The following is a 16,789-nucleotide window of genomic DNA, read 5'->3' as shown; positions in this document are numbered from 1 at the left end:
CGTGACGACAGGGGACGCCGTTCGTCCCCCCGAAGACGTGGCCTCCTTGGTCCCAGACGGTCCGCGTCGAGGCCCCCGGTGCATTAGTTGGCCGGTGTGGCCCCCTCGGGAAGGCCGTCGTAGCGGGAGCGCTGCTCCACGAAGTAGGCGAGTGTTCGGCGCAGCCCCTCCTCCAGGCGTATGCGCGGACGCCAGTCCAGGGCCTCCTCGGCCAACCGGATGTCGGGCCTGCGGTAGCGCGGGTCGTCCTGCGGGCGTTCGATGAACGTGATCCCGCCGCGGGCCCCGGTCACGCTCAGTACGATACGGGCCAGGCTCAGCACGGACAGTTCCTCGTCGCTGCCGATGTTGACCGGTCCCGTCACGGCGCTGTCGGCCAGGGCGAGCAGGCCCCGCACGGTGTCCTCCACGTAGCACAGCGACCTGGTCTGGTGGCCGTCCCCGGCCACCGTCAGGGGTCGGCCCTCCAGGGCCTGGTTGAGGAAGGTGGGCACCATCCGGCCGTCGTCGGCGCGCATGCGCGGCCCGTAGCAGTTGAAGATCCTGGCGATGCCCACGCTGGTCCCCCGCGCACGGTGGTGGGCCATCGTCAACGACTCGGCGTAGCGTTTGGCCTCGTCGTAGACGCTGCGCGGCCCGATCGGGTTGACGTTGCCCCAGTAGGTCTCGCGTTGCGGGTACTCCAGTGGATCCCCGTAGATCTCACTGGTGGAGGCCAGGACCACGCGCGCACCGTGCTCACCCGCCAGTTCCAGGACGTTGCGGGTGCCCAGGCTGCCCACCTCCAACGTCTCCACCGGCAGGCGCAGGTAGTCCGGCGGTGACGCGGCCGAGGCCAGGTGGAAGACCGTGGTCACGGGTTCGTCCATCGTGAACGGCTCGGTGAGATCGGCCTCCCTCAGCTCGAACGAGGGGTGTCCGGCCAGGTGTCCCACGTTCTCCGCGCGGCCGGTCGCGAAGTTGTCCAGGCACACCACGCGTGCGCCCCTCTCCAGCAGCCGTTCGCACAGATGGGAGCCGATGAATCCGGCGCCACCGGTGACCAGGACAGTACCTCTCGGCGCGGGTTCCCTCATATCGCCCACCTCCAGGTCTCGCCGTCTTCCCAGGCAGTGTTCTTCCGGGGCTCCTGCTCTTCGAGGGTCCCGGGGGCGGTCTCCTTCGGAGCCGGGGGCGCCTCCGGAGCCCCGCCGACCCCCCGGCCGTGTGCTCCCCCGGCCTTCCGTCGCGTCGCGGCCCGTGTCGGGGCGGCGCGACTCCTCACCGGACGGTCCTCAGGGCCAGGAGGTCTCTTGGGAGGGGCAGACGACCATCTCCCGTACCTCGCAACCGGGTGGCTGACGCAGCGCGAAGAGCACCGTGCGGGCCACGTCCTCGGGCGCGTTGAGCTTGGCGTCCGGGCCGGGTTTGTACTGTTCCGGGCGGCCGTCGAAGAAGGACGTGCTCATGCCTCCGGGGATCAGGAGCGTCACCCCGACCTGGCCGGCGAGTTCGGCGGCCAGAGCCCGGGTGAAGCCCACGACCCCGAACTTGGAGGCGCAGTAGGCGGTGGCGTCGCTCAGAGCGCGCAGTCCGAGGGTGGAGGCGCAGTTGACGACCGTGCCCTGGGACGCGCGCAGGTGTGGAAGGGCCGCGCGGGTCACCGAGACGGTGCCGAGCAGGTTGACCTGGACGACCCGTTCCCAGTCCTCGGCGGACACGTCGGTGAGGGTGCCACAGGCGTCGGTCCCGGCCGCGTTGACCAGGGCGTCGATCCTTCCGTGCTCGACGCCGACCCGCCGCACGGCCCGTTCGACCGCCTCCCGGTCGGCCAGGTCGACCTGTTCGAAGGGCATGTCGTTACCGGGGTGCCGCCTGTCCAGGATGATCGGCCTTCCCCCTTCGGCGGCCACGGCCAGGGCCGTGGCCGCCCCCAGTCCCGAAGCGCCTCCGGTGATCAGCGTGTTTCCGAGTGGACGCATCTCTTCCCCCGTTCCTCAGATGGATGTCGGTGGCCGGCATTCGGCCTGCGGTCTGTCGGCGTCCGGTGCGGACGCGGCGGTCCTCACAGGACGGACACCCCGTCGCGTCCTCGGCCGCGGATCCGGGTGAGCAGCCCGGTCGTGGAGTGGCCCGGTACCAACGGCACGGTGACGACCTCTCCTCCGTTGCTTCTCACCACGGGTGTCTCGGGTAGGTCCTCCACGTCGTAGTCGCCGCCCTTGACCCACACGTCGGGCCGCAGCCGCGACAGGGCGCGTACGGGCGTGGTCTCGTCGAACACGATGACCTCGTCCACGCAGTCGAGCGCGGAGAGCACGCGGGCCCGGTCCTGCTCGCCCACGACCGGCCTGCCGCCGCCCTTGAGCGAGCGCACGGAGGAGTCGCTGTTGAGCAGCACCACGAGGCGGTCCCCCAGGGCCCGGGCCCGGCGCAGCAGGTCGACGTGCCCGGGATGCAGGACGTCGAAGCATCCGCCCGTGGCCACGACCCTCCGCCGTCTCTCCTTGCCCGCGACGCCGTCGATGGGTCGGGACTCCGCCGGTGTGTCCGGACGCGGGCGTGTGTGGGCCGAGGCTCCGCCCCGGGCCACGAAATCCGACGCCGTGGAGACCGCGTGGTGGACGGCCCGACGTACGTGCGTTCCGTCGGCCAGCGCCACGGCGCACGCGGCGGCGAAGGCGTCCCCCGCACCGCAGGTGTCCGTCGGTGTCTCCACGGGCTCCCCGGGCACCAGGACGGCCCGCCCGGAGGCGTCGGCCCACGCCGCGCCCCGGGCGCCGAGGGTGAGCGCCACGGAACGCGCGCCCCACGTCCTGGCCAGGGCGCTCGCCCGACGCAGGACGCGTTCGCCCCCGTCTTCGGCCACGCGCGCCTCGGTCGCGTTGGGTGTGACCAGCCACGCCCCCGGCAGGGGCGCCGCACCGCGCGGGTGCGGATCCCACACGAGCGGGACACCGGGGGCGTGTGCGGCCAGGGCCTCGCGTACGGTGTTCTGGCGGAGGAGTCCGTGTCCGTAGTCGGCGACCAGCACGGCCGAGGCCTCGGCCAGGGCCTCGCGTACGGCCTCACGGGAGGCGGTCCGCTCCACGCCGTCGCACCCCTGGTCCAGGCGGGCCACGGTGCGCCCGTTGGCCTGGAGTCGGGTCTTGGTGGGTGTGCGCTCCATCAGCGGCAGGCCCACCAGCGCGACCCTTCCCTCCAGGAGCCGGGCGAGGTCGTCCGCGGCCTCGTCGCGGCCGACAGCGGTCACCAGGACCACCTCGCGTCCGCCTTCTCCGGCACACAGGGCCGCCAGGGCGGCGCCGCCGGGGCGGTACCAGGCCTCGGTCTCCTCCAGTACGGGCGCGGGCGCGTCGGGGCAGTCGCGGTGGGACACCCCGCGCAGGTCCACGTCCAGCAGGGCGTCGCCGACCACCACCACGGGTCCGGCGCTCATGTGGCCGCCCTCCGCGCGGGCACGAACACTCCGGGCCCTTCCGCGGCCAACTCCCGGTCCACCGCCGCGCAGAACACGTGGACCAGCGCCAGGTGCACCTCCTGCACGGTCGAGGTGTGCGGCGCGGGAACCGTGACCGTCTCGTCGCTGAGCGACTCCAGGGCGTTGGGGCCGGGCCCGGTCATCGCCCAGCACAGGACCCCGAGTTCGTGCGCGGCCTTGGCCGCGGCGACGACGTTCTCGCTGCCACCGCTGGTGGACATGCACACCAGGAGGTCGCCCGGGCGGGCGTGTGCGCGTAGTTGACGCGCGTAGACCTGGTGGTAGCCGTAGTCGTTGGCGATGGCGGTGAGGCTGGAGGTGTCCGTGTGCAGCGCGATCGCCGACAGGGGCGCGCGTTCGCCCTCGAAGCGTCCCGTCAGTTCCGCGGTCAGGTGCTGGGCCTCGGCCGCGCTGCCGCCGTTGCCGCAGGCGAAGAGGCGCTGCCCCCGGCGCAGCTCCCGGGCGGCGCGGGCTCCCCACCGCTCGACGCGGGCCGCGTCCGTGCCCTCCAGGGCGGAGTTGAGCCTTCTCAGGTGCGTGTGCATCATTCCTCGCCCCCCATGGCCGTGGTGCCCACCGGCGTGCTGTGGTCCGCGCGCTGGGCCGGGATCCGTGCGCCGGCGACGCGGCTCAGGAAGCACTCCTCGGTACGTCGGGCCACCTCCGCCCAGGAGTAGTGTTCTCGGGCGCGCTCGGCCGCCGCCTCGGCGAAGGAGGTCCTGGTCGCCTCGTCCGAGAGCAGCCAGCGCACGGCCCGGCCCAGCCTCTCGGGGGAGCGTGGTGGTACGAGCAGCCCGGTCCGACCGTGGACGACGGTGTCCAGGTGGCCGCCCACACGCGAGGCCACCACCGGGACACCGCAGGCCATCGCCTCGACGGTGGAGATGCCGAACGGCTCGTACCAGGGCACGTTGACGGCGACGTCGACCGACCTGAGCAGCGCGGGGACCTCGTGGCGGTCGACGCATCCCAGGAAGTGGACCCGGTCGATCACGCCCATGCGCTCGGCGACCATGCGCAGCCGTACCGCCTCGGGCTGGGTCCACAGGCGTTCCCGGTCGGCTCCGCCGGCGATGACCAGTTCGGCCTCGGGCACCTCGGCCAGCGCGCGGATCACCGTGTCCACACCCTTGCGTTTGACCAGGCGACCCAGGCTGAGCAGGCGCGGCCGGTCGCCTCTGGAGGCGCGCGGCCCTTGGGGGGTGAAGCGTCCGGTGTCCACACCGCAGGGCACGACCGCGACACGGTCGGGCGGGACGCCCCACTCCCCCAGTTCTCGTCCTTCGTCCGTGGAGGTGGCCACGACCATGTCGCACTGGCGGGCCACCGCGCGCTCGGTCGGGATGCGCTCGATGGGGCTGGTGTCCTCCGTGCCCTGGTGTCGGCGCTTGACTGTGCCCAGAGCGTGGAAGGTCTGCAACACCGGCAGATCCAGGGTGTTGGCCGCGCGCAGCGAGGCGAAGCCGCTCATCCAGAAGTGGGCGTGGACGACGTCGGGCCTGTGGACGCGCCAGGCGGCCCGTAGCCGCTGCGCGAACTCGGGCATGTACCGGGGCAGTTCGTCCTTGCTGATCGTCGCGGCCGGACCTGCGCGCACGTGTTCCACGCGCACCCCCCGCCCCAGGGGCACGGTGTCGGGAAGCTCGGCGTCGGTGCGGCGCGTGTAGACGACGACCTCGTGTCCCCTGGCCGCCAACGCCGCGGCCAGTTCGGCCACGTGCACGTTCTGGCCGCCGGCGTCCTCCCCGCTGATCGCCGCCAGCGGGCTGGCGTGTTCGGAGACCATGGCGATCCTCATGACGTCACCTCCTGTAGCACCCGGTCCCACTCATCGAGGAACCTGGTGAGCCCGTAGCGGCGCAGCGCCGCCGCCCGTGCGGCCGTGCCGGTGCGCGAGGCCAGGGCGCCGTCCTGGTGGAAGGCGTGCAGCGCCTCGGCGAGTACTCGTGGGTCGGTCGAGACGACACCCGCCTCGGGCGGTACCGCCTCGTGGGCCTCGGTGGTCCCCAGGACGGCGACGGGAAGTCCGAGCATCATGGCCTCGATGAGGGACAGGCCGAGCGACGTCCAACGCAGGGGGTGGACGTAGGAGCGGCGGCGGGCGAGCTGCTCGTGCATGGCGCCCTGGGGCAGGTCCTCGTGGGCGCGCAGTCGGGCGGGGGGCAGTGCGAGGTGGTCGGGGACCCCCGCCACGTCCATCCCGAACAGGTCCAGCGGCACCCGACGGGCGAGCCCGGGCAGCAGGTCGGTTCCGGTGAAGCGCCAGCGCCGCAGGGGTTCGTTGAGCACCACGCCCGCGCGGGCGATCTCACCCGTGTAGCGGTGTCCGGGGTCGGGGACCCCGTGCTCGATCACGTGGGTGGGGGCGCGCCCGCAGTCCCAGAACAGATCGTTGAAGTAGGTGACGTGCACGACCGGGATGTCGGCGCGGTCCGCCACGGGGTGACGGGTGAGCGGAACGTCGCCGCGGGGGGTGTTGTGCTCGACGTAGAGGGCGGGCACGTCCCGGCCCAGGGTGCGGCCCAGGAGCCGCTCGGCCAGAGCGATCTCGTGCGGACGTTGGAGGATCACCAGGTCGGGCCCGCTTCCTCGCATCCGGTCCCACGGAAGTTCCACGGCGTTGGCCGGCCAGTCCCAGGTGCGCGCGCGGCCCCGCCCGTCCGGTCCGCGGTCGGGGGTCACCGGCAGCATGCAGGTGTGTCCCCCGTGGACGAACGCGGTCGTCCACGATCCGTGCACGTGCCATAGCAGGATCCTCAGGACGCGCGCGGGTGTGCGTGCCCGGCCCTGGGCCATGTCGGTCGGGGCGGTCGGCGCCGGGTTCTGGACGGTCATCGTTCCCCCAGGAGTTCGTCGACTGCGGTCAGGACGTCGTCGGAGGACACCGAGGCCAGACACGGGTGGCCCGGCACCGGACAGGTGCGGGCCCGCGTGTCGGCGCAGGGCGCCCGCTGGTCTCCCAGGACCCGGACCGGGGTTCCGTAGGGGGCCCAGGCCGAGGCGGGCACGACCGGGGAGAAGAGGGAGACCACGGGTGTGCCGACCGCGGCGGCCAGGTGGGCGGGACCGGTGTTGCCCGCGACCAGGACGGCGGCGCGGTCGAGCACGTCGGCCAACGCCGCGACGGTGGTACGCCCGGCCAGGTCCGTGCCACCGTGCGCGGCCACCTCGGCCGCCAGGTCCGCCTCGTCCGCCGAGCCGGTGACCAGGACCCGATGTCCGCGTTCGGTGAGCGCGGCGACGGTCTTGGCGGCCAGGTCGGGCGGCAGTTCCCTGGAGGGGGCGTCGGCGCCCACGTGGACCACCGCGTACCCGTCCGGTCCGGTCAACCAGCGGGTGTCGGGCAGGGGTCGGCGCACGGCCAGGCGTCCCGTCTCTCCCGGAGGTGGCGGGTACCCGGCCGCCTCCGCCAGGGAGAGCATCCGTTCGGACTCGGGGATGCCATGGGCCACGTGGTGGCGTACGTCGAGCAGACTGCCCGGGTAGTCCTCACTGACGGCGGAGATCCGGGGCACCCCCGCCATGCGCAGGAGCAGGGCCAGGGGCAGGGGCGACTGGTGGAAGGAGGTCAGCAGCACCGCGGCGTCCAGGCCGAGACCGGACAGGCGCCCGACCAGGTCGGTGACCTCCCTCCGGTCCACCGGCGGGGGGTCCGCGGCGATCCAGGGGGCGCACCAGGTCAGGATCCTGTCCACGCCGGGAAGCAGCGCGGCGGCCTCCGCTCCCCGAGGGCCCGCCAGGTAGACCACCCGGTCGGCCCCGTGGGCGACGGCGCGTACCGCGGGGCCGGACAGCAGGACGTCTCCCATGCTGTCCAGGCGTGCGATGAGCACGGTGCCACCGTTCACCGGGTGCCCCCTCCCAGGAGGCGTAGGACGGCCGCCTCCAGGTCGGGGGCGGTCTCGGGCGCGGCGCGGACCTCGACGTCCAGGGTCGCGGCGGTGGGGACGAGCACTCCCCGCGCGCCCGCCGCGCGCGCCGCCTCGACGTCGGAGCCGATGTCGCCGATCAGGGCGCACTGACAGGCGAGCACACCCAGTTCCTCGGCGGCGGAGTCGATCATGCCGGGCTCCGGTTTGCGGCAGGCACAGCCGTCCTCGTCCCCATGCGGGCACATCCGCCAGACGTCGAAGGGGCCGAGCAGCTCCTCCACCCGCCGATTGACCGCGTGGACCTGGGCCGGGGTGAGCAGCCCACGGGCGATGCCCGACTGGTTGGTGACCACGCCCACGGCGAGTCCGGAGCGGCGTGCCAGGTCCAGCGCCCGGGCGGCGGCGGGTGTGGGACGTACCTTGTCGGGGTCTCCGTTGTAGGGGACGTCCTCGACCAGGGTGCCGTCCCTGTCGAACAGGATCGCCCGTACGGCGGGGGCCGGTCGCGCCCGCAGGTGGCGGATCTCTCCGCGTACGCGCTGCCAGCAGGCCAGGGGCGGGATGAGCGCGCTGCTGACCGCCATGTCGGTGATCTCGGCGGCGGTCGCCGCTCCCCCCGCGATCCGTTCTCCGGCCAAACGGGCGGTGCGCACCGCCCACAGGGCGCCCAGAGCCGCCGATGCCGTCCGGTATCCGCCCAGTGCGGCCCCCGCGGCGCCCAGGAGCGCGGCCGTGGTCACGACGTGTCCGCGTAGTCCTCCGGGTCCTTCCCCGACCCGGCGGCGCCAGCCGCGCCCGTGCAGACGGTCCATCAGCGCGTTGTCGACGTTGCCTCGCTGGGCGGAGAGGCTGGCCAGACGGCCGCCCGAACGCAGGGGGTGCACGCACTCGCGTTCGCCTCCGACCAGGGTGTACCCGGCGTCCTCCACACGCAGTGCCAGGTCGGTGTCCTCCCTGTAGGCCCGTGGGAAGCGGGTGTCGAATCCGCCCACCTCCTCCAGGACGCTGCGGCGGTAGGCCATGTCGGCGGTGATCCAGGGGGCGCCCTGTAACGCCAGGACGACGCGCTCGGCGTCGGTCGGGCCGCGCCCTTGGGGCGGGGGCACCGTGATGCGGCCCTGGCTCGCCGCCACCTCGGCGGGCAGGGAGGCGAGGTCGGCGCACAGTTTCCGGGGCCAGTCCTCGGGTGGGGCGACGTCGTCGTCCAGGAAGGCGATCCACTCGCTACGACAGGAGTGCCATCCGGCCTGGCGTGCGGCGGCGGGTCCGCCGCCGCCGGTGCGCAGCACGCGTATCCGGGCGTGGTCCGTGCCGGGCAGGGGTTCCGTGCGGTCCGGGGGTCGGTCGTCGGCGACGACGATCTCCTCGGGGGCCGCTTCGGGCGGTGCGTTGATCAGGGGCCGGAGCACGCGGGGCAGGGTGTGGCGCCCCACGGTCGGCACGACGACCGCGTAGCGGGGCGCGTTCACCGCAGGGCCCCCTGACGCGAGTGGCGTCGGACGATGAACGGTCCCAGCGCCAGCAGGTCCACGGGCGCCGAGCCGAAACATTCCAGGGCGTCGCGCGGTGAGTCGACCATGGGGCGTCCCGCGGTGTTCAGGCTGGTGTTGACCAGCACGGGCGTGCCGCTGTGCTCCTCGAAGCGGTCCAGCAGGCGCGCGGTGAGGGGGTCGTCCTCGGCGGAGACGGTCTGTACTCGCGCGGTACCGTCCACATGGACCACGGCGGGCACGCGTTCGCGCCAGGCGGGGTGCACGTCGTGGACGAAGAGCATGTAGGGGCTGGGCAGGGGGCCTCCGGAGAAGATCTCCGCCGCCCTGCGCTCGGAGACCATCGGAGCGACGGGCCGGAACCGTTCGCGGCCCTTGACCCGGTTGAGTCGTTCGAGGTTGTCCGGATAGGCGGGGTTGGCGAGCAGGGAGCGGTGTCCCAGGGCGCGGGGCCCGTACTCCGAGGCGCCCTGGAACCAGGCCACCAGGGCGTTGTCGTTCAGCGCCCGGGCCACGGTGTCGGCCAGGTCCTCGGGGCGCTCGAACTCCACGTCCGCCTCGCGCAGCAGCTCCCACAGGTCGTCCTCGTCCCACGAACGGCCCAGGTCCGCACCGGGCATGGGAGCGACGCCGTCCTCCACCAGCGAGGCCAGGTGCAGGGCGCCGCCCAGGGCCGTGCCGGCGTCGCCGGAGGCCGGTTGCACCCAGACGTGTTCGAAGGGGCCCTCACGTACGATGCGGCTGTTGGCCACGCAGTTGAGCGCCACTCCCCCGGCCATCGTCAGGTGTGCGCGTCCCGTTCGCCGGTGCAGCCAGCCGAGCACGCCCAGCAGGGCCTCCTCCATCGCGGTCTGCACACTGGCGGCGAGGTCGGCGTGTTCCTTGGAGGGTTCCTGCCCGGGCGGGCACGGTGCGGCGAGGGACTTCCAGTCCACACCCGAGGCCCGGAGCAGGCCGTCCCCCTCGTAGCGGACGTGCTCACGGATCCGGTCGAGCATGGTGGGCTCACCGTAGGAGGCCAGGGCCATCACCTTGTACTCGTCGCTGGAGCGGTGGAAACCCACGTGCTCGGTGAGCTCCTCATAGACCAGACCGAGGGACTCGGGCAGTGGTTGGCGGGCCAGTACCTCCAGCTGCCCACCGGTGTAGACGCCCGCCAGGTGCGAGGTGCTCTCCCCCCGTCCGTCGGCCACGAACACCGCGCACTCGCCGCCTCCGGCCTCGGGTGGGGCGGCGAGTCCGGCGGAGGCCGCGTGTGCGACGTGGTGAGGTACGTAGCTGACCTTGGCCGGGTCCAGGCCCGGCAGGGCGGTGGCCAGGAAGTACGGTGCGCGTTCGACGTAGAACAGGCGCAGCCGCTCCCAGCCGCGGTCCTGTCCGGGTCCCTCGGGGTCGGCCAGCGATGGATCGTAGGAGTAGGTGACGGCGTCCAGGTCGGCGGGGCGCAGCCCAGCGTGCTCCAGGCACCAGCGCATCGACTGTACCGGTAGTTCCCAGGCCGAGAAGGGGACCGCCTCCTTGCCGTGCTTGCGTCGCGAGAAGCGTTCCTCCTCCGCGGCCGCGACCGTTCGCCCGTCCACGACGAGTGCCGCGGCTGGGTCATGGAAGACGGCGTTGACACCGAGGATGCGCATGTGACCGCTCCCTCCTGGTCGAGGTCTGGGCACTCAGACGCCGAGCGCACTCACTCGACTACCAGCCGCAGCGGGCGCTAAACATGGGCCCTGGGCGGTCACCGGCCGTCTACCTGGCCCGACTCGGGTGTGGGGGCGACCCCCTTCGCATGCGCGCCGGAACTTCCGGTGACGTCCCACAACGCCCCAAAGGCCATGTTTGCCACATGGGATGTGGGCTATGGGACGGGTGAGAGCGGGCGGTGTCCGCCCCCGTCCCGTGCCGGGATCGCCGGCTCCGCGGTCAGGGGCGCACGGCCCGGGCACGATCCGGGACGAAAGGAGCAGGACCATGGTGCGAAGCATCGACGAGGTGATGAGCAGCCCGGTCCGCACGGTCTCACCGGACACGTCACTGCACGAGGCTGCGGAGATCATGCGCGACGCGGACGTGGGCGACGTGGTCGTGACCCGCGACAACAGGATCATGGGCATCCTGACCGACCGCGACATCGTGGTGCGCTGTGTCGCCGAGGGCGGCGATCCCCGCGAGCACACCGCCGAGGAGGTCTGTAGCTCCGAGGTGGCCACCATCCCGCCCCAGAGCGGGATCCGCGACGCGGTGGACATGATGCGCACCAACGCCCTGCGTCGCCTTCCCGTCGTGGACGGCGACCGCGTCGTGGGCATGGTGACCATGGGAGACCTGGCCCAGGCGATCGACGACAAGTCGGCTCTGTCCGATGTCAGCTCGGCCGACCCCAACCGCTGAGCGCCTCGGCGCGCACGTGCGCCCCCTTCCACCCGAGCTGGAGGACCCGGGTGGAAGGGGGCCGTCCTTGCTGGTGGCACGCGCCCTGGGGCTCGGCGACTTCGCCACGGCCGTCCCCGCGCTGCGTGCGTTGGAGAGGGCGCTGCCCTCCTGGCACCGCGTCCTGGCGGGCCCCTCCTGGTACCGGCACCTGGTGTCCCTGGCCGGGCTGCGCTGGGAGGTGGTGCCGACCGAGCCCCTGTGCGCACCGGACGGTGTCCCCACCCCCGCGTTGGCGGTCAACCTGCACGGCCGCGGGCCGCAGAGCACGGCGGCGTTGGCCTCCTTGGCACCGAAGCGGTTGTGGACCCACGAGCACCCTGGCGCACCACGGTGGCCGGGGCCCGCCTGGCCTGGGCAGATGCACGACGTCGAGATCTGGTGTCGCCTGTTGCGCCTGCACGGCGTGGCCGCGGATCCCGACGACATCAGGTGGCCTTCTCCGGTCCGGGGCGGGAGGCAGGGCGGAACCGACATCGCGGGGACCGCGATCGTCCACCCCGGTGCCGCCTCGGAGTCACGCCGCTGGCCCGCCGAACGCTTCGCCCGGGTGGCCGCCCACCTGGCCTCGCGCGGGCTCCGGGTGCTGGTGACCGGTACGGAGGGCGAGACCGTTCTGGCCGCACGGGTGGCCGACACCGCCGGACTCGCCCCGGGGTCGGTCCTGGCCGGACGCACCTCCCTGCACCTGCTGGCACGCCTGGTGGCCGGGGCCCGTCTGGTGGTGTGCGGGGACACCGGAATCGGCCACCTGGCCACCGCCTACGGCACACCGTCGGTACGCCTGTTCGGTCCCGTCTCGCCCCGGCTGTGGGGGCCTCGGGTGGACCGGGAGATCCACCTGTGCCTGTGGGCGGGACTCCTCGGCGACCCCCACGCCTCGACCTTGGACCCGGGGTTGGAGGCGATCGGGGTCGAGGAGGCGCTCTTCGCGTGTGAGGAGCTGCTGGCGGCGACCTCCGTTCGGGAACGCGACGCCGTCGAACACGCCGACGGCCCCTGATTCCACACCCTCCCCATCGGCCACGGGATCGGTCCGGGCCGCTCTTGCCCCGAAAGCGGCGCACCGTACGGGTCGGCGATCTCCCACCCCAGGATGCACGACCGTCCCCCCCGGGGGGGGACGGTCGTCGACGCCCTGCCCGCGCTCGTTCCGCCGCCGGTCCGGGTCAGATCAACTCGCGACGCTGGAGGTGACTGAAGGCCGCCCAGCCCGGCAGGACCGGAAGCCAGAAGGTCAACAGGCGAAACAGCAGGACCGCGGGCAGCGCGACGGCCGCGGACACCCCCACGACGGCGGTCAGTCCGCCGATCAGTGCGGCCTCCACCGCTCCCAGACCGCCCGGTGTGGGCGCCGCCGAGCCGATCGCGTTGCCGGCCAGGAAGACCACCGCGACCGCGGCCAGACTCACCTCCGTCTCGGGGGTGGCGAAGGCCAGCACCGAAAAATGCAGACACAGCACGAACGCCACGGTCAACAGGAGCGTCCCCCCGAAACCGAGCACCAGGCTGGAGGGGCTCTGGAGCGTGTCCAACAACCGGGGCAGCACTCCGCGCAGGTAGGGGCGCACCCTGGCGGCGATGGCGTGCCTGAGTCGGGGCAGCAGCAGAACGACGCCCACCGCGACCGTTCCGGCGATACTGATCACCACGACGGTGGGGGACGGCGTGAACCTCGTCCAGTAGGAGGTGCCCGTCAGGTAGGCGCACACCAGCAACAGCGGCACGTGCACCAGGAAGCCGACCAGTTGGCTGAGGCCCACCGCAGACAGGGCCAGGGAGGTGGACACCCCGGCCCTGGTGACGAACCGGGTGTTGACCGCGATCGACCCCAGTCCCGCGGGCGCGGCGATGCGCACGAAGGACCCGGCGTACTGGACCATCAGGGTCCGCCACCACGGCAGTGGTACGGGAACGAAACCGATGAGGACCATCGCGGCGGAGACCGTGCACACCACGGACGCGGCGACCGCCGCCACCGCCCAGCCCGGTTCGGCCTGGCCGATCGTGCTGAAGTCCACCCCGGTGAGCTGGTACAGCAGGATCAGACCGACGGCGGTGGCGACGATGACGCTGACGATGGTGCGGGGCCGCATCCGTTCCAGGCGGGCCGGTTCCGAGGGCGCCTCCGGGGCGATGCCTCCCACGCTCTCCCGTAGTCGTCCCAGGAGCGAACGGTCCGCGCGCAGGCTCACGCGCAGCGTGTAGGGCAGCCCCGCGGGCTGGAGGAAGGGCAGGACCGCGGCCGTGGCCGGCACTCCCAGGGCGCGCACCGCCGAGTCCACCGCCCGTTCCGCCCCCACCCTCATCGCCAGGAGGGTGAGCATCGCGGCCTGGTCCAGGGCCGTCTGGAGCTGGGGTGCGGCCACGGCGCCTCGGTCCAGCCCGGTGAGCGCGGCGCGCTGCGGGGGGACGGCGCGTTCCCTGCCCAGGACCCCGACGGTGGCGCCGTCGAGGTTGCCGTGCGCCAGGCGGCGGCGGTGCAGCAGCCCCAGTTCCCTCCAGCACAGGTCGAGGAGGTCGTCGGTGAGTTCCTCGTCGTCCAGTTCGTCGAGGGAGCGTGAGTCCGGCAGTTCGCGGGCCAGGAGCACGGTGCCGGGTCCGAGTTCACCGACGGCCAACACGCGCGGGACCGCGGCTCCCGCCTGGTGCGCGGAGAAGCTCATCAGGGCGGCGTGCTCGGCGCGGCGGCGCACACCGTAGAGCATCCGGGGCGCGACGGGTCCTCGGAGGAACAATAGGTCGCGCAGGCGCCGCCAGAACCCGGCGGTGTTCTCCGAACTGAGCACGATGATCTCCGCCCGGCCTCCGTCGTCGAGTTCGGCCAGGTAGCGGGGGTTTCCGTCCTCGTCCTCCTCGGCACGGACCATGCCGGTGACGGTGAGTCCGAACCTGCGGAGCTCCTCGTGGAGGCGCCCGTCGGGCCGGATCGGTGCTCTGGCGCCGAGCGCGTACCGGACCAGTGCCGCGCAGGTCAGTCCGATCAGAACGGTGAGCAGGAGCCCCAGGAGGCTGGTGACCCCGGCCAGCAGGGCGCAGACGGCGACGGTGGTGTTGCCCGCCCACAGGATCGAGCGGATCCGGGGCAGGCCGGGGGGCATGGTGCGTACGAAGGCCAGGACGGCGGCCACGTAACCGAGGGCTGCGCTGGTGAAGACCTCGTCGGGGGCGAACGCGTTGGGCGGGCGCTCGGGTCCGATCAGGGTGATGAGGGCGGCGTTGATCAGTGAGGCGAGGGTGTAGGCGGCGATCCCCGCGGTGAGCGGGCGGACGAGGGAGCGCGGCCCCGACGCGAACAGCGTGCGCAGCACGACGTAGCTGAGCAGGACGATGAGCAGCAGGTTGGCGCCGACCGCGACGAGCAGGAGCGGTCCGACGGGCAACAGGACACGCAGTCGGTCCGGGTCGGTGACCTCCACTCCGTCGGTGACCATGCGGACGATGATCATGGTCGCCGCCACCACGAACAGGCCGGCGGTGCCCGCGAGGAGGTCCACGGGTCTGCGTGGGGCACGCTCGGGACGGGAGGAGAGGGTGGGATCGATTCCGGTTGTCACGCTCTCAGACTGCCCGACCCCTGGGAATTCAGACACCAGGGGTACGGGTGTTTCGTACGACCGGTTCTCGGCCTCGGTCGGGGACGGCGTGCGACCGTTCCTGCGGCGAACGGCCGTGTCCCACTGCGGGCGCGGAGGCCCGGTCGTGGGAGCGGTGGGAAGGGCCGGCCGGTGCGTACGGACCGGGTTCCGCGGTCGGCGGTGGAGGACACGCCCACCGTCCGACCCGCGTCGACCGGTTCTCTCAGTCCTTGCGCCGGTAACGACGCTGGAAGCGCTCCACACGACCCGCGGTGTCCACCACACGGCTCTGTCCCGTGTAGAAGGGGTGGCTCGCGCTGGAGATCTCCACGTCGATCAGCGGATAGGTGCGGCCGTCGCTCCACTCGATGGTCCTGTCGCTGGTGGCCGTGGACCTGGTGAGGAAGGCGAAGTCGGCGGCGCGGTCGCGGAAGACGACCGGGTGGTAGTCGGGGTGGATTCCGGGTTTCATGTGTCCCCCTCATGGAAGTCGGTCGGCGGTGACGGCCCGTCAGCGCTCTTCGCGGAAGTCGACGTGCCGGCGGACGCTCGGATCGTATTTGCGCAGTGTGAGCCTGTCAGGAGTGTTGCGCCGGTTCTTGCGGGTGACGTAGGTGTGACCGGTACGCGCGGTGGACCGGAGTCTGACGACCGGTCGGTTCTCGGTACGTGCCATGGATACCTCCTCCGGTTTCCATGCACTACAAGCCGACGACAACAGTTTTCATTCCCGACCGAGGGAGGGACATTCCCCCGGCCTTTCGCCTGGGGGCGGTGTCATGGGTTCCGAGTCCGGGAAACGACGGCGCCGGTGCCGCCGCGATGTCGCGGCGGCACCGGCGCACGCGCACGGGGGAGGCCGGGCCGGGGGCTAGACGGTGGCCTCGTCACGGGCGCGTCGGCGTTGGGCGCGTAGGTGTCGGGCCTGGTCCGGATCCAACACCGGCGCGGCCGTCAACAACCCCCGCGTGTACTCACTACGCGGATTCTCATACACCGCGTCGCTATCGCCCATCTCCACGATCTGCCCCTGACGCATCACCGCCACCCGATCACTGACCTGCCGCACCACCGCCAGATCATGCGCCACGAAGATATAGGTCAACCCGAAATCGTCCTGCAACTCCGACAACAACCGCAACACCTGATCCTGCGTCGACACATCCAACGCCGACACCGGCTCATCACAAATGATCAACTTCGGCTTGAGGATCAACGCCCGCGCGATCGCGATCCGCTGCCGCTGACCCCCCGAGAACGCGTGCGGGAACCGGTTGTAATGCCGCGGCTCCAACCCCACCCGCTCCAACAACTCCTGCACCCGCAACCGGATCTTGGCGGCATCGCGTTCCCCCTGCACCCGCAACGCCGTCCCGATCGCCTCCCCCACCGTCACCCGCGGATTCAACGACGAATACGGATTCTGAAACACCATCTGCACATCCCGCCGCAACGGCCGCAACCGCCGCTCGGGCAGATGCGTGATATCGCGCCCCTGGAACACCACCCGCCCCCGAGTGGGCTCCAACAACCGCATCACCATCCGCGACAACGTGCTCTTACCCGACCCCGACTCGCCCACGATGCCCAGCGTCTCTCCCCGGTACAGATCGAAGGAGACCCCCTTGACCGCCCAAAAATCGGTGGAGCGCCCCCACAACCCCCCACGCACCCCAAAACGCTGCGCCACATCCTCCACCCGCAACAGGGGGGTCTCCTCCGTGGAGCCCTCGGAAGGGGTGGACGGGGTGAAGGCGGCGAACTCGCCCGCCTCGGTGACCTTGCCCTGACGCTTCTCCCGCTCGATACGGTCGGCCCGGTCCCGAGCCCGCCTTTGGGCGCGGGAGACCTCCACCCGCGGCACCGCCGCCAACAACCCCCGGGTGTAGGGGTGCTCGGGCGCCGACAGGACCGTGCGCACCTCACCCCGCTCCACCGCCACACCGTGGCGCATCACCACGACCT

Annotated in this window: 15 protein-coding genes; 2 read left to right on the top strand and 13 right to left on the bottom strand. The window is 72.3% G+C overall.

The features are described 5' to 3' along the window. Nucleotides 1-83: 83 nt before the first annotated feature. The 9 genes from PFX91_RS07665 to PFX91_RS07625 all read right to left on the bottom strand — a co-directional run bounded on the left by PFX91_RS07665 (nucleotide 84) and on the right by PFX91_RS07625 (nucleotide 10,456). Complete coding sequence (locus tag PFX91_RS07665) at nucleotides 84-1,076, bottom strand: NAD-dependent epimerase/dehydratase family protein (RefSeq protein ID WP_285730496.1); 993 nt, start codon at nucleotides 1,074-1,076, stop codon at nucleotides 84-86. A 198-nt stretch (nucleotides 1,077-1,274) separates the two neighbouring features. Further along, complete coding sequence (locus tag PFX91_RS07660) at nucleotides 1,275-1,961, bottom strand: SDR family oxidoreductase (RefSeq protein WP_285730494.1); 687 nt, start codon at nucleotides 1,959-1,961, stop codon at nucleotides 1,275-1,277. Between the two features lie 83 nt (nucleotides 1,962-2,044). Then, nucleotides 2,045-3,418 (bottom strand): D-glycero-beta-D-manno-heptose 1-phosphate adenylyltransferase, encoded by a 1,374-nt coding sequence (gene rfaE2 / locus PFX91_RS07655; protein ID WP_285730492.1) that lies wholly within the window; start codon nucleotides 3,416-3,418, stop codon nucleotides 2,045-2,047. Further along, nucleotides 3,415-4,005: a D-sedoheptulose-7-phosphate isomerase gene (locus PFX91_RS07650; RefSeq protein ID WP_285730776.1), complete on the bottom strand. Its 591-nt coding sequence runs from the start codon at nucleotides 4,003-4,005 to the stop codon at nucleotides 3,415-3,417. The genes rfaE2 and PFX91_RS07650 overlap by 4 nt, the downstream gene beginning before the upstream one ends. Beyond that, nucleotides 4,005-5,258: a glycosyltransferase gene (locus PFX91_RS07645; RefSeq protein ID WP_285730490.1), complete on the bottom strand. Its 1,254-nt coding sequence runs from the start codon at nucleotides 5,256-5,258 to the stop codon at nucleotides 4,005-4,007. Before PFX91_RS07645 ends, PFX91_RS07650 begins: the two co-directional genes overlap by 1 nt. Then, nucleotides 5,255-6,295, bottom strand: coding sequence for a glycosyltransferase (locus PFX91_RS07640; protein WP_285730489.1), 1,041 nt, complete (start codon nucleotides 6,293-6,295; stop codon nucleotides 5,255-5,257). Before PFX91_RS07640 ends, PFX91_RS07645 begins: the two co-directional genes overlap by 4 nt. Then, complete coding sequence (locus PFX91_RS07635; protein WP_285730488.1) at nucleotides 6,292-7,308, bottom strand: glycosyltransferase family 9 protein; 1,017 nt, start codon at nucleotides 7,306-7,308, stop codon at nucleotides 6,292-6,294. The genes PFX91_RS07640 and PFX91_RS07635 overlap by 4 nt, the downstream gene beginning before the upstream one ends. Further along, complete coding sequence (locus tag PFX91_RS07630) at nucleotides 7,305-8,801, bottom strand: HAD-IIIA family hydrolase (protein WP_285730487.1); 1,497 nt, start codon at nucleotides 8,799-8,801, stop codon at nucleotides 7,305-7,307. Before PFX91_RS07630 ends, PFX91_RS07635 begins: the two co-directional genes overlap by 4 nt. After that, on the bottom strand, nucleotides 8,798-10,456 hold the full coding sequence (locus PFX91_RS07625) for a carbamoyltransferase family protein (RefSeq protein WP_285730486.1): 1,659 nt from the start codon (nucleotides 10,454-10,456) through the stop codon (nucleotides 8,798-8,800). Before PFX91_RS07625 ends, PFX91_RS07630 begins: the two co-directional genes overlap by 4 nt. Nucleotides 10,457-10,787: 331 nt before the next feature. Here PFX91_RS07625 and PFX91_RS07620 point away from each other — a divergent pair, with 331 nt between their 5' ends. Next, complete coding sequence (locus PFX91_RS07620) at nucleotides 10,788-11,207, top strand: CBS domain-containing protein (protein WP_285730485.1); 420 nt, start codon at nucleotides 10,788-10,790, stop codon at nucleotides 11,205-11,207. Between the two features lie 70 nt (nucleotides 11,208-11,277). Then, entirely contained in the window at nucleotides 11,278-12,249 is a 972-nt protein-coding gene (locus tag PFX91_RS07615; protein WP_285730775.1) for a glycosyltransferase family 9 protein, read from the top strand. 166 nt (nucleotides 12,250-12,415) lie between these two features. On the opposite strand, the gene PFX91_RS07610 is transcribed toward PFX91_RS07615, so the two are convergent. The 4 genes from PFX91_RS07610 to PFX91_RS07595 all read right to left on the bottom strand — a co-directional run. Beyond that, nucleotides 12,416-14,695, bottom strand: coding sequence for a lysylphosphatidylglycerol synthase transmembrane domain-containing protein (locus tag PFX91_RS07610; protein WP_285730774.1), 2,280 nt, complete (start codon nucleotides 14,693-14,695; stop codon nucleotides 12,416-12,418). 352 nt (nucleotides 14,696-15,047) lie between these two features. Next, the gene (locus PFX91_RS07605; RefSeq protein ID WP_285730484.1) at nucleotides 15,048-15,296 is read right to left on the bottom strand and encodes a type B 50S ribosomal protein L31; all 249 of its coding nucleotides are present in this window, start codon (nucleotides 15,294-15,296) and stop codon (nucleotides 15,048-15,050) included. A 39-nt stretch (nucleotides 15,297-15,335) separates the two neighbouring features. Next, nucleotides 15,336-15,500 (bottom strand): 50S ribosomal protein L33, encoded by a 165-nt coding sequence (gene rpmG / locus PFX91_RS07600; RefSeq protein ID WP_285730482.1) that lies wholly within the window; start codon nucleotides 15,498-15,500, stop codon nucleotides 15,336-15,338. Nucleotides 15,501-15,695: 195 nt separating this feature from the next. Then, nucleotides 15,696-16,789: ATP-binding cassette domain-containing protein (locus PFX91_RS07595; RefSeq protein WP_285730481.1), on the bottom strand; the 1,094-nt coding region annotated here is incomplete at its 5' end.

The organism is Nocardiopsis sp. ATB16-24 (assembly GCF_030271535.1).
Taxonomy (GTDB): Bacteria; Actinomycetota; Actinomycetes; order Streptosporangiales; family Streptosporangiaceae; genus Nocardiopsis.
This window is presented reverse-complemented; position numbering and strand designations above follow the sequence as displayed.